Origin of the sequence: Cellulosimicrobium sp. 22598, from assembly GCF_052044445.1 — a bacterium.
Lineage (GTDB): Bacteria > Actinomycetota > Actinomycetes > Actinomycetales > Cellulomonadaceae > Cellulosimicrobium > Cellulosimicrobium cellulans_G.
In genome coordinates, this window is sequence record NZ_JBQEMZ010000018.1 from 61,440 (window position 1) to 82,331 (window position 20,892).

Sequence of the window (20,892 nt, forward strand, 5' to 3'; positions counted from 1 at the left end):
AGCACCGCATGCGGGCAGACAGCGCTGTCGACACCGATCGCGAACCATTCCCGGGACGTACCGGACCGTCACGCTCTCGCCCGCGGCGTCGCGGCGCGCGTCGGCGTCGCGCGGCCGCGGTCGTCGCCCTGACCACCGCGGCGAGCCTCGCGCTCCCGCTGGCCGCGTCCGCGTCGCCGGGGCTCACATCGCCCACGACCATCACCGCGACGGAGGCAGCGACGGGGTCCGACGCCGCCGCTGCCGCCGTCGACGGCCCGCTGGTCGACTACGTCAACCCGTTCATCGGGACCAAGGACGACGGCAACACCTACCCGGGCGCCGCCGTCCCGTTCGGCATGGTGCAGCTCTCCCCGGACAACGGGCACAACGTCGGGTACGACTACGACCGCACGTCGGTCCGCGGGTTCTCGCTCGTGCACCTGTCCGGCGTCGGCTGCGGCCTCGGCGGTCCCCTCCCGACCCTGCCGACGACGGGCGCCATCACCTCGACCGACTACGGCCAGTACGCGCTCGGCTTCTCGCACGACGACGAGGAGGCCTCGCCCGGGTACTACCGCGTGGGTCTCCAGGCGGCAGCCGGCACGATCGAGGCCGAGCTCACCGCGACCGCGCGCACGGGCGTCCAGCGGTACACCTTCCCCGCGACGGCGCAGGCCAACGTCCTGCTCAACGCGGGCCAGGCGCTCAACCGGGTCACGGAGTCCGACGTGCGCGTCGTCGACGACCGCACGGTCGAGACACGCATCACCGTCCGCGGCTTCTGCCAGGACACCGAGCCGCAGACGATCTGGACCCGCACGACCTTCGACCGGCCGTTCGTCGCGCACGGCACGTGGGACGGCCAGGCCGTCACCGCGGGCTCGGACGCCGCGTCCGGAGGCGAGGGCCGTCGCGGCGCGTACGTCACGTTCGACACGACCGGCGGCGACCTCGACGTCGAGGCCGTCACCGCGATGAGCTACGTGGGCGCCGACGGCGCCGCGGCGAACCTCGCGGCGGAGGCCGGCACCTTCGACGCCGTGCACGACGCCGCGCGCTCGGCCTGGGAGGAGCGGCTCGGCCTGGTGCGGGTCGCGCAGGGCGACCCGGACGACCTGCGCACCTTCTACTCCTCGCTCTACCGCAGCTTCCTCGCGCCGAACGTCGGCTCCGACGTCGACGGGCGCTACCGCGGCTGGGACCAGGAGGTCCACGCCGCGGAACCGGACTTCACCTACTACCAGAACTACTCGCTCTGGGACACGTACCGCACCCAGCAGCAGCTCCTGTACCTGCTCGCGCCCGACGAGTCGGCCGACATGGCGCTCTCCCTCGTGCGTCAGGGCCAGCAGGGCGGGTGGCTCCCGCGCTGGGGCTACGGCACGGTCGAGACGAACATCATGACCGGCGACCCGGCGACGCCGTTCCTCGTCAGCGCCTGGCGCCAGGGCCTGCTCGCGGGCCACGAGGAGGAGGCGTACGCCGTCCTGCAGCAGAACGCCGATGGCGTCCCTCCCGCCGACTCGCCCTTCAACGGGCGCGCGGCGAACGTCGAGTACCTGCGCGACGGGTTCGTCCCGCACGAGCCCGCGCGCTCGGGCAAGCCCGGCGACTACGACCTCCAGCACGGCGCCTCGGCGACCATGGAGTACGCCCTCGCCGACGCGATGCTCTCGACGATGGCCCGCGGCCTCGGCCACGACGAGGACGCCGACCGCTACGCCGCCCGCGGCCAGGGATACCGCAACGTGTTCGACCCGCGCACGAGCAACTTCCGGGCGCGCAACGCCGACGGCTTCTTCGTGGGTGATGCGGACCCCGCGCACTCCGACGGGTTCCACGAGGGGACGGCGGTGCAGTACCAGTGGCTCGTGCCCCAGGACGTCCCCGGCCTGTTCGACCTCATGGGCGGCACCGACGCCGCAGTCGACCGCCTGGACGCGTTCTTCGCGTACGACGAGCTGGTCGCCGACCCCGCGCGCGTCGCGAGCGAGGTGTGGGTCAACGGCACGTACGACTACTACGGCTGGGAGACCTACAACCCGAACAACGAGCCGAACCTCCACGCGCCGTACGTCTACCTGTGGACGGGCCAGCCGTGGAAGACGACGGACGTCGTGCGCGCCGCGGCGACGCTCTTCACCGACGGCCCGGACGGCGTCACGGGCAACGACGACCTCGGCACGATGTCCGCGTGGCACGTGCTGTCGTCGATCGGCGTGTACCCGATCGTGCCGGGCACCGACCTCTGGGGCCTCACGACCCCGCTGTTCGACGACGTAACGATCACGCTCGACCCGGAGGTCTTCGGTCGCGACGCGCTGCACCTCACGGCCGACGGCGTCGCGCCCGACGCGCACTACACGCAGTCCGTGTCGCTCGGCGGCGAGCCGCTGGACCGCGCCTGGGTCACGGGCGACGAGCTCACCGCGGCGGGCACGCTCGACGTGACCGTCGGCACCGCGCCGTCCGCGTGGGCGACCGACCCCGCGGTCTCGCCGGGCGCCGTCGTGCCCGCGGACGGCACGGTCGAGCGCCTGTTCGTCGGCGCGACGCCGCGGCAGCCGGTCGTCGCCCCGGGCGGGCGGACGGAGGTCGCGGTCCAGGTCGTCGCGCAGGGCGCGGGGACGACGAGCGGCACGCTCGAGGTGACGTCCGACGGCGCGGTGACCGCGACGACCGACCTGGCGGACTGGACCGCCGAGTCCGACGGTCTGCCGGCCACGGTCGAGGGCACGGTGACGATCGACGCGCCCGCCGACGCCGAGCCGGGGACCCACACGGTGCGGCTCCTCGTGCGCGACGCCGCGGGGATCGAGGCGGTCCGCGAGGTCTCGGTCGTCGTGTCCGGGGAGTCGTGGATCGCCGACGCCTTCGACAACGTCGGCATCGGCGACCCCGGCGCGGCCAACGCGAACCTCGACGGCTCGGGCGCGTACCTCCTGCGCGACCTGCTCGCGGACCTCGGCGTGGTCCAGGGCCTCGAGCTGACCGTCCCGGGCACCGACCTGACGTACCTGCTCGGCGCCCCGCCCGCGGGCGAGCCCGACAACGTCGCGGCGGACGGCCAGGTGCTCGAGGTGCCCGAGGCGCAGCGTGCCGCGCGCACGCTCTCGGTCGTCGGGACGGCGACGCACGGCACCCAGCGCGGCGACCTCGTCCTCGGGTTCGCGGACGGGACGAGCCAGACCGTCCAGGTCGCCCTGAGCGACTGGTGCACGGGCTCGCCCGAGCCGGGCAACATCCTCGTCGCCAAGCCGGGCGCACGGGGCAACGGGAGCGGGACGGACGCGTTCGGCTGCGGGCTCTACGCGACGGCGCCCGTCGCCGTGCCCGACGGCAAGGTGCTCACGAGCCTCACCCTGCCGCGCAACACGCGGTTCCACGTGTTCGCGGTCGCGACCGACGCGACGGGGGCCGTCCCCGCGCCGCAGGTCGAGGTCACGGCGCAGGCGCGCTGCCTCGGCGGCAAGGCGTTCGTCGCGGTGCGCGCGCTCAACACCGGCGAGCAGCCCGTCGCGGTCGAGCTCGCGACCCCGTACGGCTCGAAGCTCTTCGGCGTCGTCGCGCCCGGGTCGAACGCGTACCAGTCGTTCGCCACCCGGGCCGCCGCCGTCGAGGCGGGCGACGTCACGGTCACCGTGACGACGCCCGACGGCGAGCCCCAGCAGGTCACGGCCGCGTACGACGCCGTGTCCTGCTCCTGACCGACGGCGGTGCGGGGCCGGCAGGACCGGGCCCGCACCGCCGTCGTGCACGCACGCAGACCGACACCGACATCGACGAGAGGGACGACCCATGACCGGTACGACGACGTACCCGGCCCCGCGAGCCCGCGACCGCCGGACCACCGCGCCGCTCGCCCTGCTGGCAGCGCTGACGACGCTCGCGCTCGTGCTCGCCGCGGCGCTCCAGGCGCCCGCAGCGCGCGCCGCCGAGGGATTCACGCCGACCGAGGTGGTCGGCGCCGGCACGACCTGGCGCTACCTGGACGACAACACCGACCCCGCTGCGGGGAACGCGGACCGGACCGTGTGGGCCGACCCGGCGTTCGACGACGCGGCGTGGAAGACCGGCCGGCCGGGCTTCGGCGCGGTCAACGGGACCGCGAGCGGCATCGGCGGCGGCCACACCATCACGACCCTGCTCGACTACTGGATCACGCAGACGCCCAAGGTCGTCGTGCCCGCCTACTTCTTCCGCACGACCGTGACCCTCGACGAGGCGACGCTCGACGAGATCACCGGCCTGCGCGGGACGCTCGTCTACGACGACTCCGCCACCGTGTACGTCAACGGCGAGCGCGTCGCCGGGTGGGGCGACTCGATGATCACCCGAAACCTGCAGTACCAGGACAAGGCCGGCGCGACCGCGCCGCTGCGCGAGACGCTCGTCGTCCCCGCCGACGTGCTCGTCCCGGGCGAGAACACGATCGCGGTGGAGATCCACCAGTGCAACGCGACGAGCTCGGACGTCTTCTTCTCCCTCGCGCTCTCCACGACCGACGACCCGTCGATGCCGTTCCCGCAGGACGTCCTCGACCGGACCTACGCGTCCGACGCGACGCCGTCGGCCCCGACCGGGCAGGACTGGTTCACCTGGATGCTGCGCGGGTTCGCCGACCTGCGCGCGAACCACCCGGAGATCCTCTCGCCCAACGAGCCCGGCCAGCCCACGAGCGCCAACGACCTCGGCTCGCTCGCGCGCAACAACGCCTACGTCGCCGGGGACCTGCAGGTGCAGCGTGCCCTGACCGACGGGCGGGGCTCCGCCTACGAGACCATGGCGGACGCGCTCGGCAGCGAGCTCGGGCCGATCTACCGCGACGCGCTCGCCGACGGCCGGCTCCCCAAGACGAAGGCCCTGCTGTCCGGGCGCGTCGAGAAGTCGGTCGGCAACCACGAGCCCGCCAAGGCCGCGTACGACTACAAGCGCCCGTTCGTCCGCCTCGGCTTCACGTCCGCCGGCGGTCACGTCAACGCGTTCGAGTCCTCCGGCAGCTACGAGGGGCTGCGCAACAACGGCTCGTTCCCCAGCGGGCACACCAACCACGGCTACGCGCAGGGCACCGTGCTCGCCACGCTCCTGCCGGAGCTCGCGCCGCAGATCCTCGCGCGGGCGTCCGAGTACGGCGACAACCGCCTGGTCACCGGCTTCCACTACCCGCTCGACGTCATGGGCGGCCGCATGACCGGGCAGAACATCGCGCAGCTCCGGTGGTCCGACCCCGCGTTCCGCGTGCTCCTCGAGCAGGCCCGGACCGAGCTCGTCACCGTGCTGGAGCGAGCGTGCGGCGACGAGATCGCGGTGTGCGCGCAGGACCAGGTGCCCTACCTCCCCACGGACCAGGCGCTCGCGGTCTACGACCAGCGCCTCACGTACGGGTTCCCGCGCGTCGGGGAGGCGGGCCGGGAGGTCCAGGTGCCCGCCGGCGCCGAGGACCTGCTGCGCACGGCGTTCCCCGACCTCACGGGCGACCAGCGCCGCCTCGTGCTCGCCGCGACCGCGCTCGACTCGGGCTACGCGCTCGACGTCGCGGGCGAGGCCGAGTGGCAGCGCCTCGACCTCGCGTCCGCCATGGCGGCGGACGTCGTCGTGAACGCCGACGGCACGCTCACCGTGGACGGCGAGGTCGTCGGCGAGCCGACGGCGCCGCTCGTCGACGTCGAGACGTCCGCGCGCTGCCTCGCCGGCGCGCCCTACGTCGCGGTCCGCGCCCGCAACGTGTCCGACGGCGTGCTCGCCGTCGCGCTCGTGACCGGCGCGGGGGAGAGGACCTTCGCCGCGGTGGCCGCCGGCGCGAACGCGTACCAGTCGTTCGCGGTGCGGGACATGGAGACGGGGGCGGACGTGCCCGTGACCGTCACGGCGACCGGCCCGGGCGGCACGACCCAGGCGGTCACGCGGGACGTCGTCGTCCCGGCCTGCGGCTGACGCACCGACCCGGGAGGCAGCCTGCGACACAGCGGGACAAGCCTCCCGGGTCACGTCCCGGGCGCCTCCGGACCAGGTCTCCCGGTCGACAAGCTGCCTGGCGTCCCGTCGACGTCTCGGGCACGCTGGTGCCCCCACCGACGACGGAGGCGCAGTGACCGAGGAGTACCAGGGCAAGCCGGCGACGCACGCGGAGACGCCGCAGGAGTGGCGCGCGTGGCTCGCCGCGCACCACGACGACCCGGAGCCGGGGGTGTGGCTGCTCACCTGGCGCCGCGAGAGCGGTCGCGCGACCTACGGGTACGAGCCGTGGATCGAGGAGGCGCTGTCCTACGGCTGGATCGACGGCCAGGCCGCGACGGTCGACGCGGACCAGCACGCGCTCTGGTTCACGCGCCGCCGGCGCGGCAGCCGCTGGACCCGGCTCAGCAAGGAGCGCGTCGCGCGCGTCGAGGCGGACGGGCGCATGACCGACGCCGGCCGCGCCGTCGTGGAGGCGGCGAAGGCCGACGGGTCGTGGACGCGGCACGACGACGCCGAGGCCCTCGTGGTGCCCGACGACCTCGCCGCGGCGCTCGCCGAGCGACCCGGTGCCCGCGAGCGCTTCGACACGTTCACGCCGGGCGTCCGACGCTCGATCCTCGGCTGGATCGTCGAGGCGAAGCGACCGGAGACCCGTGCGCGCCGGATCGCGGAGACCGCCGAGCAGGCCGAGCAGGGCGTCGCGGCGCACCAGCCGCGCCGCTGACGCCCGTCAGCTCGGGAAGCTCGACACCCCCACGTGCGCCGTGGTGAGGTCGGGGCCCTCGACGAGGAGCACGAGGGTGCCGTAGCCGTCCTCCGGCGTGAAGCTCCGGTCGGCGAACCGCGATCCCTCGGGGACCTCGACCACCGACGTGTCCTGGAGGAGGGGGCCCGGCTCTCGGACCATGGTGAGCTCCTGCGCCAGACCCTCGCGGTGGGGTCGGGGTCGTCAGGAGAGGTCCCAGAGCAGCCGGTAGCAGGCGATGCGCTCGGGGTCCGGGTCGACGCCGTAGCCCGCGTAGACGTGGCCGTCGTACCCGGGTCCGTAGTTCCACTCCGTGCTCCAGGCCGCGACGGCGAGGTCGGCCCAGCGGTCCGCGACCCCGAGCGAGCCGAGGTCGACGTGCGCGGTGAACGAGCCGTCGTCGTGCAGGAGCGTGTTCGGCACGCACGCGTCGCCGTGGCACACGACGAGACGGTCGACGGCCGGGGCCGCTCCGAGCAGGGCACGTGCTGCCGCGACGCCCAGGCCGCGGTGCTCCGGGAACCACCCGTCCGGGCCGTCTCCGCGGGCCAGGCGCGCGTCGGCGTTCGCCACGCGGTCCTCGACGGCCCACGTGAACGGGCACGAGGCGACGGGCAGCGCGTCGTGCAGCGCGCGCAGCCCCCGCCCGATCGCGACCGCGGCGGTCGCCGGGTCCGCGACCCAGTGCGGCTCGACCGCCGACCGTCCCGGGACGGCGCGCGTGACGAGCCAGGCGCCGTCGTCGTCGGAGCCCTGGGCGAGGACGCGCGGGACCGGGGCGCGGTCGCCGACCCAGGCGAGACGCTCCGCCTCGCCCGGGAGGTCGATCTCGGGCGTCCCGGCGGCGACCCACTTGGCGAACCGGGCGCCCTCGGCACCGTCGAGCCGGAAGGTCAGGCCGCCGAGCTCGTTGCGCCACACGGGAGTGAGGACGTCGTCGCCCGCGAGCGCGCGGACGGCGTCGGGCACGACGACGTGGCCGGTCGGGACGGCGGCGAGCGGGGGGCGGGTCATGCGCGCGATCCTCGCACGACGCCGGCCGACGCATCAGGAGCCGGGCCGCCGCCCTCCCTCCGGACGGGGGCGCGGGACCCCGACGGCGGGAGCACCCTGCCGGTCCTGCGACGACGGAGGGAACGACGATGACGACCGTCCTCACGACACTGCCGACCTGGCCCCGCGTGCGCCGCGGCGCGAACGGGCACCCGGTCCAGACGCTCCAGCACCTGCTGCGCCACCGCGGGCACGAGCTCGCGGTCGACGGGCTGCTCGGGCCGCGCACCGAGGGCGCCGTCCGCGCCTTCCAGGACGTGGCCGGCCTCGACGTCGACGGCGTCGCGGGCTCGGCGACGTGGGCGGCGCTCGTCGTGGTGGTGCGCCGGGGGAGCGTCGGCGAGGCCGTGCGCGCGGTACAGCGCGAGGCCGTCGCGCGCGACCTGTCCGGCGGACCCGACCCGGTGCTCACCATCGACGGGCAGCTCGGCCCCCGCACCGAGGCGTGGGTGCGCGGGTTTCAGGACGCGCTGCACGCGGGCTTCCCGGAGGTCGCCGTCGACGGCGTCGTCGGGCCCGTGACCTGGCGCTGCCTCGTCAGCGGGATGCTGTCGCACTGACCTCGGGCGCCGGTGCGGGCTCGGGCTCGGGCTCGGGCTCGGGCTGGGCACGGTCGAGGAGCGCCTCGCACGCGGCGAGCAGGCGCTCGCGCAGCACCGCACCGCGCTCGGCGAACTCGCGCTGGAGGCGCACGTACTCGGCCTTGCCCTCGGGCGTCTCGATCGCGACGGGATCGAGCCCGTACGACGACACGTCGTAGGGCGACGCCTGCATGTCGACGACGCGGACGTCGCGCGCGAGCTCGAAGCAGTCGAGCACGAGGTCGCCGGGGACGGCGGGGGTGAGCTTGAGGGCCCACTTGTAGAGGTCCATGGTCGCGTGGAGGCACCCGGGCTGCTCCAGGGCGGGCTGGGTCTCGCGCGTCGGCTGCAGGCGGTTGAGCGGGCCGGCCTCGGGCGTGAAGAAGCGGAACGCGTCGAAGTGCGAGCACTGCACCGGGTGGGACTCGACGACGCGGTCGGTGCCGGCGTGCCCGAGGCGGAGCGGGAGCGGGTGGCGGTGGTCGCGGCCGGTGGCCCGGTCGCGGTAGACCATCGCCCACTCGTGCAGCCCGAAGCACCCGAACCGGCCGGGCCGCGAGGCGGTGGCGGCGAGCAGGGCGCGCAGGTAGCGCACGGTGTCGCCGCGGTCGGCGACGAACGCGTCGGCGTCGAGCGTCAGGCCCTCCGGCGTCTCGCGGTACCACCGCCACGCGGCGCGCGCCGCGTACGGGTCGGCGGGCTCGTCGTCGGGCCGGGGTGCGGTCTCGGGGGCGCGTACGTGGCCCGTCGGCCGGGCGAGCACGACGCCGGGGCCCGGGTGCCAGCGGCGGAGCTGCGCCGGGCGCGTGGGGTAGTACGTGAAGAGGAAGTCCTCGATCGCGTGCTTCTCGCCGAGCGCCTTGCGCTCCCGCCACCCCGCGGTGAACGCGTCGGCGCGCTCCGCGTGGGCGCGCTCGCGCGCCGTCCAGTCCTCGGCCGCGAGCACGACGGGTCCGGCGACGGGGGTCGTCGAGGCGGTCGCGGTGGCGGTCGGGGGCACGGTTCCAGGGTACGAGAGCGCCGGGGGTCGCCGACGGGCCCGCCGACGAGACGCGTTTCACCCGGGCGGGCATTTTCCCGATGTGGGCAGGACCGGGAAGAATGCTCGTGAACGTGCTGTGAAGACCCGGCGCGTCCGCGGGGCCGACCACCGTCGACCCGCCACCCGAACGACCGATACGCGCGGCGAGGCCGCGGAGGAGCACCATGTCGCAGCCGCCCACGGCACCGCAGGACCCGTACCAGTTCGACCCCTACCGCCCGCACGGCGCGGACCCCGCGCAGCAGGCGCCGTCGCACGACGCCTGGGCGCCGCAGGGCGAGGCGCCGACGCAGCCGTACGGCTCGGCGGACGACGCGTACGCCGCCCCGGGCTACGGCGCGGCGCCCGAGCAGGCTCCCTACGGTGCGGGCCAGGCGCCCGCGTACGGCGCGGACCAGCAGCAGGCGTACGGCCAGCCGACCGGGTACGGCCAGCCGTACGGCGACGCCGCGCAGCAGCCGTACCCGCAGCCGTACCCGGACCCCGCGCAGCAGGCGTACGGCCAGCCCTACGGCGACCCGGGGCAGCAGCCGTACGGCAGCCCCTACGGGAACGGCTACTCGGCGTACACCGCGCCCGCCCCGTCGACGAGCACGATCGCGATCGTCGGGTTCGTCCTCGCGATCCTGGGCTTCCTCGGGAGCTGGATCCCGTTCGTCAACATCTTCGCCGCGCTGCTCGGCATCACGGGCGTCGTGCTCGGGTTCGTCGGGCTGTCCCAGGTGAAGCAGGGCAGGTCGGGCAAGGGCTTCTCGATCACGGCGATCGTCCTCGGCGTGCTGTCCGTCCTCGCGACGATCCTCATGTGGGTGGTCTTCGTCGTCGCGGCGAACGAGGCCTCGACGCAGTACGAGCAGACGCTGTCCGAGATCCAGGAGGACTCCGACCGGGCGTTCGGCGAGGCGACGGAGGACGTCCTCGCCAACGACCTCGGCGTCGAGTTCGGAACCTTCGAGGGCACGGCCGACGAGTACGGCTGGGTCGAGTCCGCGCTGCCGGTGACGTTCACCAACACGTCCGACGAGCCCCTCACGTTCGACATCGACGTCGACGCGGTCGCCGCCGACGGCACGGTGATCGAGAGCGACTGGGCCTACTCCGAGACCCTGGAGCCGGGCGCCTCGGAGACCGTCGAGATTTTCGACGTCATCGACGCCGAGAACCTCGAGGCCATGAAGACGGCCACGTTCGAGGTCACGCAGGCGAGCGCGTACTGACCGCTGCTGCACGGAGCGGAGGACCGAGCGTGAAGGACCCCACGACCTCGCCGGGTGCGAGCTCGCGCGAGCCCGCCTGGGGAACGGCGCCCGGTACCGCGCGGGAGCCCGTCGAGGTCGGTGCGTCGCCCGACCCCGAAGACCCGCAGGCGTCACCCGCGTCGGGCGAGAGCCGCCCGGCAGGGGCGGCCACGGCGGCGCGGCCCCGCAGGCGCTGGTCGTGGACGACGGCCGCGCTCGTGGCGGCGACGTGCGGCGTCCTCCTCGTCGTCGCCGTGCTCGCCACCGAGGCGGTGACGGCGCGGCGCGGCTGGGCGCACGTCGGGGGCCTCTACGCGGTCGCGGGTGCCGCGGTGGTCGCGGTGGGCGCGGTCGTGTGGCGGCGCGGCGCGCGCGGCGTGGTGGGCGCGACGCGCGCGCTCGTCGCGCTCCTGGCGGGCACCGTGGTGCTCACCGCGTGGGTGACGGTCGACGTCATGACGGCCGGCGGTCCGGGTTACGGTCCTGGCAGCTCGCTGCGCGGGTACCCGTTCGGCGGCGGCTATGACGAGGGGCCCGAGATCGGCGCTGCCTCGGACCGGGTCTGGTACGGGGAGTCGGTGCGCTACGCGGACGGACTGGTGGTCGCGGTGTCCGCCCCGCAGCCGTACACCCCGACCGAGGACGCCACCAAGCGGGAGGACGACTACCCGCACGCGGTCCGCGTCCGCGTGCGGGTCACCAACGGCACCGGGCAGGAGATCGACCCGGACGGGCTCGAGCTGCAGCCCGTGTCGGGCGGCCTCGTCGCTCGCACGGTCTACGACTACGCGCCCGAGGTCCTGCTCGACGAGCCGGACACGATCGCCCGGGGGACGAGCGCCGAGTGGGACCTCGTCTACAACGTGTACGACCCGGAGGACGTCGTCGTCGGGGTCGAACCGACCTGGGCGAACTACGCGGTGGCCGTGTTCTCCTGGTGACCCGCGCGCGGGTCGGTGCGCCGTGCGTCACTCCGTGCGGTCGAGGTACTCCTGCGCGAGGCGCTTCGGGGCGCGCGCGAGCCAGGCGTCCTGCAGCAGCTCCTCGAGCTCCGGCACGGCGACCTGGTCGAGCCGCGCGAGGACGATCGGGTACCCGTCGAAGTGGCTCGTCGTGAGGAAGACGGCGGGGTCGTCGCCGAGCAGCGCTGCCTTCTCGCCCTCGTCGGCGACGCGGAACGCGACGGGCGGATCGGCGGGCGCGGCGTCGCCGAGCTCGTCGAGGTCCCTCGTGCGCAGCGGCCGCTCCCAGACGAACAGCTTGCCGTGCACGGTCCACTGGCGCGGACCCTTGAGGTCCGTGTCCGGCAGCACCGCCACGATCCGCGCGACGTCCTCCCACGAGGCCATGCCTCCACGGTAGGCCGCTGGTCGACGACGGACCAGAGGGTCGGCGGCCCGGCCGGGCCGGGGTGCGTCAGTAGGGCGCGACCTTCCCGAGCGGCGGGAAGATCTCGTCGAGCTCGGCCAGGTCCTCGGCCGTGGGTGCCCAGGCCCCGGCCGCGGCGTTCTGCCGCACCTGCTCGGGCTTCGTCGCGCCGGCGATGACGCTCGACACCTGCGGGCGCGACAGGAGCCACCCGAACGCGACCTGGACCTCGGTGATGCCGCGCACCTGGCAGAACGCGCCGAGGCGCGCGAGCGCCTCCCAGGGCGCCGACTCGAGGAGGTGCGGCTTGGTCCGGACGAGGCGGCCGTCGTCGGGCCGCGCGCCGTGCGCGTACTTGCCCGTGAGCAGGCCGTTCGCGAGCGGGAAGTAGGGGAGCACCCCGAGCCCGTACGCGGCCGCGGCGGGCAGCACCTCGAGCTCGGCCGCGCGGTCGACGAGGTTGTACTGGTTCTGCGCGGACACGAAGCGCACGGTCCCGGCGCTGCGCGCGGTGAACTCCGCCTCCGCGATCTGCCATCCGGCCCGGTTGGAGTGCCCGACGTAGAGCACCTTGCCCGCGCGCACGAGGTCGTCGAGCGCCGCGAGCGTCTCCTCGATCGGGGTGCGCGGGTCGGGCGTGTGGAACTGGTAGAGGTCGATCCGGTCGGTGCCCAGGCGGCGCAGCGAGTCCTCCACGGCGCGCACGACGTAGCGCCGCGACCCGCGGGCGTCGAAGTCGTCGCCCGCCGTGCCGCGCATGGACATGCCGAACTTCGTCGCGACCACGACGTCGTCGCGGCGCGACCCGAGCGCCTGGCCGAGCAGCTCCTCGCTCAGCCCGGGGCGGCCCCCGTACGTGTCGGCCGTGTCGAAGAACGTCACCCCGGCGTCGAGCGCGGCGTCGACGACGGCGCGCGTCCCGTCGAGCGTCTCGGTCGCCGTCTGCGGGCGGCCGAAGTTGTTGCAGCCCAGCCCGACGGCGGAGACGGCCAGGCCGGACCGGCCGAGGCGGCGCAGGGCGGGGCGGGGAGCGGTTCCGTCGTTCGCAGTCGTCATGCGGCGACCCTACGACGCGCCGCGGGCGGTCGTGACCGCGGACGCGCGCGCCGCGACGGCCGCGACGAGCCGTTCGAGCGGCCCCCGCCCGAGCGCCCAGCGCCACAGGGTCGCGACCGCGAGCGTGGCGAGCACGAGGGCGAGGAGGGGACCGTTCGTCGTCTGCTCGTAGGCCGCGTCGCCCCACGCCCACAGCACGACGATCTGGGCCGAGTAGACCGTGAGCGCCATCGCGCCGACCGCCGCGACGGGCGCCAGGACCCAGCGCCCGACCCGGCCCGCGAACAGGCACAGGCCCAGCACCGCGACGGCGAACCCGCCCGAGCCCACGACCTCCGGCAGGGTGTCGGTGTGCGGGCCGGCGAGCCACAGGTACGCGCTCGTCGGCCACGGGTCGGACCAGTCCAGCGGCTCCGGTCGGAACGTGCTCGACCACGCCGCGGCGGCGTCCTCGATGGCCTGTGCCCCGCCGAGGGGGCCGGTCATCGTCGCCGAGAGCCCGTACCCGATGCCCAGGGCGAGCAGCCCGCCGCCCACGAGCCCGACGCGCGTCGCGGTCGAGGACAGGTCGGAGCGTCCGATCGCGATCCCGACCAGCACGTACGCCATCCACACGACCGCGGGGTAGTGCCCGGACACGAAGAAGTCGGTCAGCGCTCCCGACCCGTCGTCGGGCAGGTGCAGCCCGGCGCGCGCGAGCACCTCGGGGAGCCAGTACGCGAGCACCGGCCCGACCACCGCGACCGCTCCGGCCAGCACGAGCAGGTCGCGGCGGCGCCAGCGCAGGAACGGCAGCGCGAGCACGAAGTACGCGGCGTAGAAGCCGAGGATGAGCAGCACGCGCGTGCCGAGCAGGTCCAGCAGGCCCACGAGCCCGAGGAGCATCACGGCGCGCACGAGGATGCGCGTCCGGGTCTGCAGCGCGGGCAGCCCGTCGAGCGGCGTGCGCCCGCCCGAGACGATCGCGAGCGACACCCCGGCGACGAGCGCGAAGAGGATCGACGACCGCCCGTGCGACAGCGAGAGCCAGCCGGCCACCTCGCCGAAGTCGTCGGAGGTGTACCCGACGTGCGCGGTGAACATCCCGAGGACCGCGATCCCGCGCGCGACGTCGACCCCCGCCACTCGACCCGGCCCGCCGAGCAGGAGGGCGGCGTGCCGCCGCGCGAACCCGAGGGAGGGGCGAGCGGGTTCGCCAGGGGCGGGAGTCGTGCCGGTCGCGGCCGTCATGGGGGGATTGTCCGCGCGCGGGCGCGCTCCCACCCGGCCGCCACGCCGGAGCGGACGGCGGTGCGACCCCGCGCGGACCGCGCGCCCAGAGTGTGAGAACGGGGTCGAGAACGATGCACGTCCGGCCTACGGTGCGGGTATGACGCACACCCCACATGGCGCCGACGCGGCCGCCGAGCACCACGCCGACGCCCCCACCGGGGCCGGGAGCGACCCCGCGCAGGAGTCCGAGTCGTACACGCACGGGCACCACGAGTCCGTGCTGCGCTCGCACCGGTGGCGCACCGCCGAGAACTCGGCCGGGTTCCTCCTGCCGCACCTGCGCGCGGGCATGAGCGTCCTCGACGTCGGCTGCGGCCCGGCGACGGTCACCGTCGACCTCGCCGACCGCGTGGCCGGGGGACGCGTCGTCGGGGTCGACGCGTCCGAGGCCGTCCTCGAGAGCGCGCGCGAGCTCGCCGCCCAGCGCGGCACCGCGAACATCACCTTCCAGCACGCGAACGCGTACGAGCTGCCGTTCGCCGACGGCACGTTCGACGTCGTCTACGCGCACCAGCTCCTCCAGCACCTGTCCGACCCGATCGCCGCGCTGCGCGAGATGAAGCGCGTCGCCAAGCCCGGCGGGCTCGTCGCCGTGCGCGACGCCGACTACGCCGCCATGACCTGGTACCCCGAGTCCCCTGGCCTGACCGAGTGGAACACGCTCTACCACGAGGTCACGCACGCGTACGGGTTCGAGGCCGACGCCGGCCGTCGCCTGTTCTCCTGGGTGCAGGACGCCGGGTTCGACCTCGACGGCATCGTGCCCAGCGCGAGCACGTGGTGCTACGCGACCCCGGCCGACCGCACCTGGTGGGGCGGGCTCTGGGCCGAGCGCTGCGTCGCGTCGAACTTCGCGGTGCAGGCGAAGGAGTCGGCGCTCGCGGACGACGTCGCGCTCGAACAGCTCGCGCAGGACTGGCTGCGCTGGGCCGAGGAGCCCGCGGGCTGGTTCGCGGTCCTCAACGGCGAGGTCCTCGCCCGCGCGTGAGCACGGTCGTGCCACGGTCCCGCGCGGTCGCGCGGGCGCAGGCCGGATAGCCTGGGCCCGTGCGCATCGCGAGATTCACCACCGGAGACGACCCCCGCTACGCCCTCGTCCAGCAGGAGGGGGATCGCACGTACCTCGCGGTCCTCACGGGCGACCCCCTCTACATGCCGGTCACGCCGACGGGCGAGCGCATCGAGCTGGGCGACGGCGTCCGGCTGCTGGCGCCGGTGATCCCGCGCTCCAAGGTCGTCGCCGTGGGCCGTAACTACGCCGACCACGCGAGGGAGATGGGCAACGACGTCCCGACGAGCCCGCTGCTGTTCCTCAAGCCGAACACCTCGGTCGTCGGCCCGGACGACCCGATCGTCCTGCCCGACTTCTCGCAGGAGGTGTCCTACGAGGCCGAGCTCGCGGTCGTCATCGGCCGGCTCGCCAAGGACGTCTCGCCCGAGGCCGCGCCCGGCTACGTGCTCGGCTACACGGTCGCGAACGACGTCACCGCGCGCGACGCGCAGCGCACCGACGGACAGTGGGCGCGCGCGAAGGGCTTCGACTCGTCGTGCCCGCTCGGCCCGTGGATCGACACCGACCTGAACCCCGAGGACGTCGGCGTGCGCAGCCGCGTCAACGGCGAGGTGAAGCAGGACGGCCGCACGAGCGACATGATCTTCGACGTCCCCTTCCTGGTGTCGTACATCTCCGAGGCGATGACTCTCCTGCCCGGCGACGTCATCCTCACCGGCACGCCCGCCGGCGTCGGCCTGGTCGACGTGGGCGACCGCGTCGAGTGCGAGGTTGAGGGCATCGGCGTCCTGAGCAACCCGGTCGTCCGACGCCACTGACCCTGGGACGCGCCCCGGGTCGTACGGTCGTGCGCGGAGGGGGCCGGGGCGCCGTCGTGCCGTGCGCCGCGCCGGACTGAGACGACGACTCGGGTGACGCCGGACGCCCGGGCGACGCACGGCGTCGGGCAACTACGCTGGGCACCGTGATCCCCGCACCTGGTTCCTCGCCCGTCCGCGTCCGCTTCTGCCCGTCCCCGACCGGGACGCCTCACGTCGGGCTCATCCGCACCGCGCTGTTCAACTGGGCCTACGCGCGGCACACGGGCGGCACGTTCGTGTTCCGCATCGAGGACACCGACGCCGCGCGCGACAGCGAGGAGAGCTACCAGCAGCTCCTCGACGCGCTGCGCTGGCTCGGGCTCGACTGGGACGAGGGCGTCGAGGTGGGTGGCCCGCACGAGCCGTACCGGCAGTCGCAGCGCGCGGACATCTACCAGGACGTCATCGCGCGGCTCGTCGAGGGCGGGTACGTGTACGAGTCGTTCTCGACCCCCGAGGAGTCCGACGCGCGCAACGCCGCCGCAGGCGTGAAGACCAAGGGGTACGACAACTTCGACCGCACCCTCACGGACGAGCAGAAGGCCGCGTTCCGCGCCGAGGGACGTGAGCCCGTGCTGCGCCTGCGCATGCCCGACGAGGACATCACGTTCACCGACCTCGTCCGCGGCGAGATCACGTTCAAGGCGGGCTCGGTCCCGGACTACGCGCTCGTGCGCGGCAACGGCCAGCCGCTCTACACGCTCGTCAACCCGGTCGACGACGCGCTCATGGGCATCACGCACGTGCTGCGCGGCGAGGACCTGCTGTCCTCCACGCCGCGCCAGATCGCGCTGTACCGGGCGCTGCTGGAGATCGGCGTCGCGCAGGTGATGCCGGAGTTCGGCCACCTGCCGTACGTCATGGGCGAGGGCAACAAGAAGCTCTCCAAGCGCGACCCCGAGTCCAACCTGTTCCTGCACCGCGAGCGCGGCTTCACGCCCGAGGGCCTGCTCAACTACCTCGCGCTGCTCGGCTGGTCCATCTCGCCGGACCACGACATCTTCACCGTCACCGAGCTGGTCGAGGCGTTCGACGTCCACGACGTGCTGCCCAACCCGGCGCGCTTCGACCTCAAGAAGGCCGAGGCGATCAACGCGACGCACGTGCGCCTGCTCGCGCCGGAGGACTTCCGCGACCGCCTCGTCCCGTACCTGCACGCGGGCGGGCTCGTCCCGGCGGACTCGTTCGCCGACCTGTCGCCCCGCAACCAGGAGATCCTCACCGCGGCGGCGCCGTTGGTCCAGGAGCGCATGGTGCTGCTCGGGGAGTCGGTCGGGATGCTCGGCTTCCTCTTCACGGCCGACGACGCGCTCACGGTCGAGGAGGACGCGCGCGGCGCCCTGCGCGAGGACGCGAAGGACATCCTCGCCGCCGCGATCGCCGCGCTCGACGTGCTGCAGGACGGCGAGTTCGTCACGGCGGCCATCGAGGAGCGTCTGCGCGACGCGATCGTCGAGGGCATGGGCGTCAAGCCGCGTTTCGCGTTCACGCCGCTGCGCGTCGCGCTCACGGGCCGCCGCGTCTCGCCGCCGCTGTTCGAGTCCATGGAGCTGCTCGGCAAGGGCTCGACCTTGGAGCGCCTCGTGCGCCTGCGGGACGCACTGTGACCGATCGCGACCTCTCGGCGGTCGCCGCGCCCCTCGAGGGCGTCCTGTTCGACGTCGACGACACGCTCGTCGACACGCGTGCCGCGTTCGCGGAGGCGATCGCCGCGGCGTCGCGCGTGTGGCTCCCGCACCTGCCCGAGAGCCGGTACGACGAGGTCCTCGCGCTGTGGCGCGCCGACCCGAACGGGCACTACCGCGCGTACACACGCGGCGAGGTCGACTTCGACGCGCAGCGCATGGCGCGGGCCAACGAGCTCCAGGCGACGTTCGGCGGCGAGCTGCTCGACGACGCCGCGTACGTGGACTGGAAGGACCTCTTCTGGGGCACGTTCGAGGCGTCCTGGGCGGCGTTCGACGACTCGCGACCGGTCGTGGACGCGCTCGTCGCGGCCGGGGTGCGGGTCGGGTCGCTGTCGAACGCGCGCGTCGAGCTGCAGACCCGCAAGCTCGCCGCCGCGGGCCTGCCCGACGTCCCGCTGCTCGTCGGCGTGGACACGCTCGGGTTCGGCAAGCCCGACCCGCGCGTGTTCGCCGAGGCGTGCCGTCGGCTCGGCACCGACCCGGCCCGCACGGCGTACGTGGGCGACGAGCTCGACATCGACGCGCGCGCCGCGCGCGCGGCCGGCCTCGTCGGGGTCTGGCTCGACCGACCCGGCACGCGCCGCGGCGGCCCGCACCCGGAGGACCCGACGTCGGCCCGCGCGTCGGGCGTGCACGTGGTCCACGCCCTGGCCGACCTGCCCGCGACCCTCGGCATCGCCGTCCACGCCCGCGCCGAGGCCCCCACGCCGAGGTAGAGCCCTGGTCCGCCGAGGTAGAGCCCTGGTCAATGACCAGGGCTCTACCTCGCGTGACCAGGGCTCTACCTCGCGCCACCACGGTTCTCGCTCGCGTGACCAGGGTCCTCCGCCGACGGGGACCCGTCAGGTGAGGAGCAGGACGCCGACGAGGGCCGTCGTCGTGACGAGGAGCGCCGACAGCCCGCCCAGGACGAGCGCGCGCCGCCCCGTGCGCAGCAGGTACGGGACGTCCACGCCCAGGCCGAGCGCGAACATCGCGGCGACGAACGCGAGCGTCGTCGCGGTCGCGAGCACGGCGAGCAGGGGTGCCGGCACGACGCCCAGGCTGCGCAGCGCCACCGCGGCCACGAACCCGACGACGAACCACGGCACCGGCGCGACCCGCGGTGGGGTCGCGTGCGCCGTCGTCCCCGAGGCGTCGCCGTGGACGGCGCCGGTGGAGCCGACCCGGGCGAGGGCCGCGCGTCGGGCCCCGCGGGCCACGACGACGCCCGCGACGGTGACGAGCGGGGCGAGGAGGGCGACGCGCGCGAGCTTCGCGACCGTGGCGGTCGCGAGCGCGGGGTCCGAGATGGTCCCGGCGGCCGTGACGACCTGCGCGACCTCCTGCACGCTCGCGCCGATCCACAGCCCGGCCTGGTCGTCGCTCAGCCCGACCACCGACGCCAGCCAGGGCAGCGCGACGATCGCGAGCGTGCCGTAGACGGTGACGAGCGCGAGGGACGCGGCGACGCCGTCGTCGTCCTCGCGGACCTGCCCGGGGGTGCGTCCCGGACCGGCGACGACGCCCTGCATCGCCGAGATCGCCGCGGCCCCGCACACCGAGAACCCGGTCGCGACGAGCAGCGAGGTGACGCGCGGAACCCGCAGCGCGCGACCGAGGGCGAGCGTCCCCGTGAAGGTGACGAGGAGGGTCGTCGTGACGACCACGAGGCCGCGCCAGCCCAGCGCGAGGACCTCGGGGACCGAGAGCTGGAAGCCGAGCAGCACGACGCCGGTGCGCAGGACGACGCGGGACGTCCACGCGACCCCGGGCCGGGTCGCCGCGACGGTGGCTCCGCCACGCCGGGTCCTGCCCACCCGGCCCAGGACCGGTGCGACGAGCGCGCCGAGCACGAGCGCGACGACGAGCGGGGAGATCGTCGGGACGAGCCGCGCCCCGAGCAGCACGAGGACCGTCGCCCCGGCCACCAGCACGAGCCCGGGCAGCAGCGCACGGGAGCCCGCGGCGCGGCGGGACGCGCTCGCCGTCGCGACGGGAGGTGGTGCGGTGCGGGCCGTGCGGGGTGCGGGAGGTGCCATGCTCACGAGCCTGCTGCGTGCGGCGAGGCCGCGGAAGGGCGATCTGCCTCGCAACCCATAGAGTGGTCCTATGGCCCAGACCTCTCGCGACCGGACCTCGCTCTCCGCGCTCGAGCTGCTCGTCGCGACCGACTCGCACGGCTCGATCAGCGCTGCGGCGCGGGCGCTCGGGGTCGCCCAGCCGACGGCGTCGGCAGGCCTGCGCGCGCTGGAGCGCCGCCTCGGGCTCGAGCTCCTCGAGCGCACGACGCGCGGCTCGCGGCTCACGGAGACGGGCCGCGCGACCGCCGCGTGGGCGCGCGAGGTGATCGAGGCGTCGGACCGCTTCGAGACGTCGGTCGCCGCGCTGCGCGACGCCCCGGCCGCCCGGGTCCGCGTCGCGGCGAGCCTCACGGTCGCCGAGTACCTGGCTCCCCGCTGGCTCGCGCGCCTGGCGCTCGAGGGGTCCGGCCCCGGCGGGGGAGCGCCGGACGTCGAGCTCGTGGTGCGCAACTCGCGCGAGGTGACCGACCTCGTCCTCGACGGCGCCGTCGAGCTGGGCTTCGTCGAGAGCGCGACGCTGCGCCGCGGGCTGCGCAGCCGCACCGTCGCGCACGACCGGCTCGTCGTGGTCGTCGGGCCGGCGCACCGGTGGGCACGGCGGAGCGCGCTGCGGGTCGACGAGCTGCTCACGGGCGGTCTCGTCGTGCGCGAGCGCGGGTCGGGCACGCGCGAGACGCTCGAGCGCGGCCTCGCGGCGGTCGGCGAGCGCCTGCCCGACCACCTGCCCTACCTCGGCTCGACGGCGGCGCTGAAGACCGCCGTGCAGCACGGCGGTGCCGTCGCGGTCCTGTCGAGCCTCGCCGTCGCTGACGACGTCGCGCGCGGCGCACTGGTGCGGGTCGCCGTCCCGGGGCTCGAGCTCGACCGTCGCCTGCGCATGGTGTGGAAGGACGGCACCGCGCTCTCGTCCGCCGCGCGCCGCATCGCCGCCGCGGCGGCCGTCTCGTCGGGCTGACCCGGGCCCCGCGGGCGCG

18 protein-coding genes are annotated in these 20,892 nt (G+C 74.8%); 11 read left to right on the forward strand and 7 right to left on the reverse strand.

Going from position 1 to position 20,892, the window contains the following annotated elements:
- The first annotated feature begins 8 nt into the window (after positions 1-8).
- The 3 genes from ACTJIY_RS17355 (at position 9) to ACTJIY_RS17365 (ending at position 6,664) form a co-directional block, all read left to right on the forward strand.
- Positions 9-3,689: a GH92 family glycosyl hydrolase gene (locus ACTJIY_RS17355; protein WP_440673831.1), complete on the forward strand. Its 3,681-nt coding sequence runs from the start codon at positions 9-11 to the stop codon at positions 3,687-3,689.
- Between the two features lie 91 nt (positions 3,690-3,780).
- Complete coding sequence (locus tag ACTJIY_RS17360; protein WP_440673832.1) at positions 3,781-5,916, forward strand: acid phosphatase; 2,136 nt, start codon at positions 3,781-3,783, stop codon at positions 5,914-5,916.
- Between the two features lie 154 nt (positions 5,917-6,070).
- Positions 6,071-6,664, forward strand: a complete 594-nt coding sequence (locus ACTJIY_RS17365) for a YdeI/OmpD-associated family protein (protein WP_440673833.1) — start codon at positions 6,071-6,073, stop codon at positions 6,662-6,664.
- Positions 6,665-6,670: 6 nt separating this feature from the next.
- Here ACTJIY_RS17365 and ACTJIY_RS17370 read toward each other — a convergent pair whose 3' ends face one another.
- Both ACTJIY_RS17370 and ACTJIY_RS17375 read right to left on the reverse strand, forming a co-directional pair.
- A complete protein-coding gene (locus tag ACTJIY_RS17370) occupies positions 6,671-6,847 on the reverse strand; it encodes a hypothetical protein (protein WP_440673834.1) in 177 nt (58 codons plus the stop codon).
- Positions 6,848-6,889: 42 nt separating this feature from the next.
- The gene (locus ACTJIY_RS17375) at positions 6,890-7,699 is read right to left on the reverse strand and encodes an aminoglycoside 3'-phosphotransferase (RefSeq protein ID WP_440673835.1); all 810 of its coding nucleotides are present in this window, start codon (positions 7,697-7,699) and stop codon (positions 6,890-6,892) included.
- Positions 7,700-7,827: 128 nt separating this feature from the next.
- On the opposite strand from ACTJIY_RS17375, the gene ACTJIY_RS17380 reads away from it, so the two are divergent.
- On the forward strand, positions 7,828-8,298 hold the full coding sequence (locus tag ACTJIY_RS17380; protein ID WP_353708851.1) for a peptidoglycan-binding domain-containing protein: 471 nt from the start codon (positions 7,828-7,830) through the stop codon (positions 8,296-8,298).
- Here the strand turns inward: ACTJIY_RS17380 and ACTJIY_RS17385 are convergent.
- The gene (locus tag ACTJIY_RS17385; protein WP_440673836.1) at positions 8,276-9,319 is read right to left on the reverse strand and encodes a 3-methyladenine DNA glycosylase; all 1,044 of its coding nucleotides are present in this window, start codon (positions 9,317-9,319) and stop codon (positions 8,276-8,278) included. The two genes, ACTJIY_RS17380 and ACTJIY_RS17385, sit on opposite strands and share 23 nt — an antisense overlap.
- 206 nt (positions 9,320-9,525) lie before the next feature.
- Between ACTJIY_RS17385 and ACTJIY_RS17390 the strand changes: the two genes are divergently transcribed.
- Positions 9,526-10,578 (forward strand): DUF4190 domain-containing protein, encoded by a 1,053-nt coding sequence (locus tag ACTJIY_RS17390; RefSeq protein ID WP_440673837.1) that lies wholly within the window; start codon positions 9,526-9,528, stop codon positions 10,576-10,578.
- 29 nt (positions 10,579-10,607) lie between these two features.
- Positions 10,608-11,540: a hypothetical protein gene (locus ACTJIY_RS17395; RefSeq protein ID WP_440673838.1), complete on the forward strand. Its 933-nt coding sequence runs from the start codon at positions 10,608-10,610 to the stop codon at positions 11,538-11,540.
- 27 nt (positions 11,541-11,567) lie between these two features.
- Here ACTJIY_RS17395 and ACTJIY_RS17400 read toward each other — a convergent pair whose 3' ends face one another.
- The 3 genes from ACTJIY_RS17400 to ACTJIY_RS17410 form a co-directional block, all read right to left on the reverse strand.
- Entirely contained in the window at positions 11,568-11,948 is a 381-nt protein-coding gene (locus tag ACTJIY_RS17400) for an MmcQ/YjbR family DNA-binding protein (RefSeq protein WP_440673839.1), read from the reverse strand.
- Between the two features lie 67 nt (positions 11,949-12,015).
- A complete protein-coding gene (locus ACTJIY_RS17405; protein WP_253050550.1) occupies positions 12,016-13,023 on the reverse strand; it encodes an aldo/keto reductase in 1,008 nt (335 codons plus the stop codon).
- 9 nt (positions 13,024-13,032) lie between these two features.
- A complete protein-coding gene (locus ACTJIY_RS17410) occupies positions 13,033-14,253 on the reverse strand; it encodes a heparan-alpha-glucosaminide N-acetyltransferase domain-containing protein (RefSeq protein WP_440673840.1) in 1,221 nt (406 codons plus the stop codon).
- Between the two features lie 139 nt (positions 14,254-14,392).
- On the opposite strand from ACTJIY_RS17410, the gene ACTJIY_RS17415 reads away from it, so the two are divergent.
- The 4 genes from ACTJIY_RS17415 (at position 14,393) to ACTJIY_RS17430 (ending at position 18,571) form a co-directional block, all read left to right on the forward strand.
- The gene (locus ACTJIY_RS17415; RefSeq protein WP_253050546.1) at positions 14,393-15,283 is read left to right on the forward strand and encodes a methyltransferase domain-containing protein; all 891 of its coding nucleotides are present in this window, start codon (positions 14,393-14,395) and stop codon (positions 15,281-15,283) included.
- 59 nt (positions 15,284-15,342) lie between these two features.
- On the forward strand, positions 15,343-16,125 hold the full coding sequence (locus ACTJIY_RS17420; protein WP_439157231.1) for a fumarylacetoacetate hydrolase family protein: 783 nt from the start codon (positions 15,343-15,345) through the stop codon (positions 16,123-16,125).
- A 146-nt stretch (positions 16,126-16,271) separates the two neighbouring features.
- Positions 16,272-17,774, forward strand: coding sequence for a glutamate--tRNA ligase (gltX, locus tag ACTJIY_RS17425; protein ID WP_440673841.1), 1,503 nt, complete (start codon positions 16,272-16,274; stop codon positions 17,772-17,774).
- Positions 17,771-18,571, forward strand: coding sequence for an HAD family hydrolase (locus ACTJIY_RS17430; RefSeq protein ID WP_440673842.1), 801 nt, complete (start codon positions 17,771-17,773; stop codon positions 18,569-18,571). Before gltX ends, ACTJIY_RS17430 begins: the two co-directional genes overlap by 4 nt.
- A 126-nt stretch (positions 18,572-18,697) precedes the next feature.
- On the opposite strand, the gene ACTJIY_RS17435 is transcribed toward ACTJIY_RS17430, so the two are convergent.
- The gene (locus tag ACTJIY_RS17435; RefSeq protein WP_440673843.1) at positions 18,698-19,876 is read right to left on the reverse strand and encodes a YeiH family protein; all 1,179 of its coding nucleotides are present in this window, start codon (positions 19,874-19,876) and stop codon (positions 18,698-18,700) included.
- Positions 19,877-19,946: 70 nt separating this feature from the next.
- On the opposite strand from ACTJIY_RS17435, the gene ACTJIY_RS17440 reads away from it, so the two are divergent.
- Positions 19,947-20,873, forward strand: a complete 927-nt coding sequence (locus tag ACTJIY_RS17440; protein ID WP_353708857.1) for a LysR family transcriptional regulator — start codon at positions 19,947-19,949, stop codon at positions 20,871-20,873.
- Positions 20,874-20,892 lie beyond the last annotated feature (19 nt).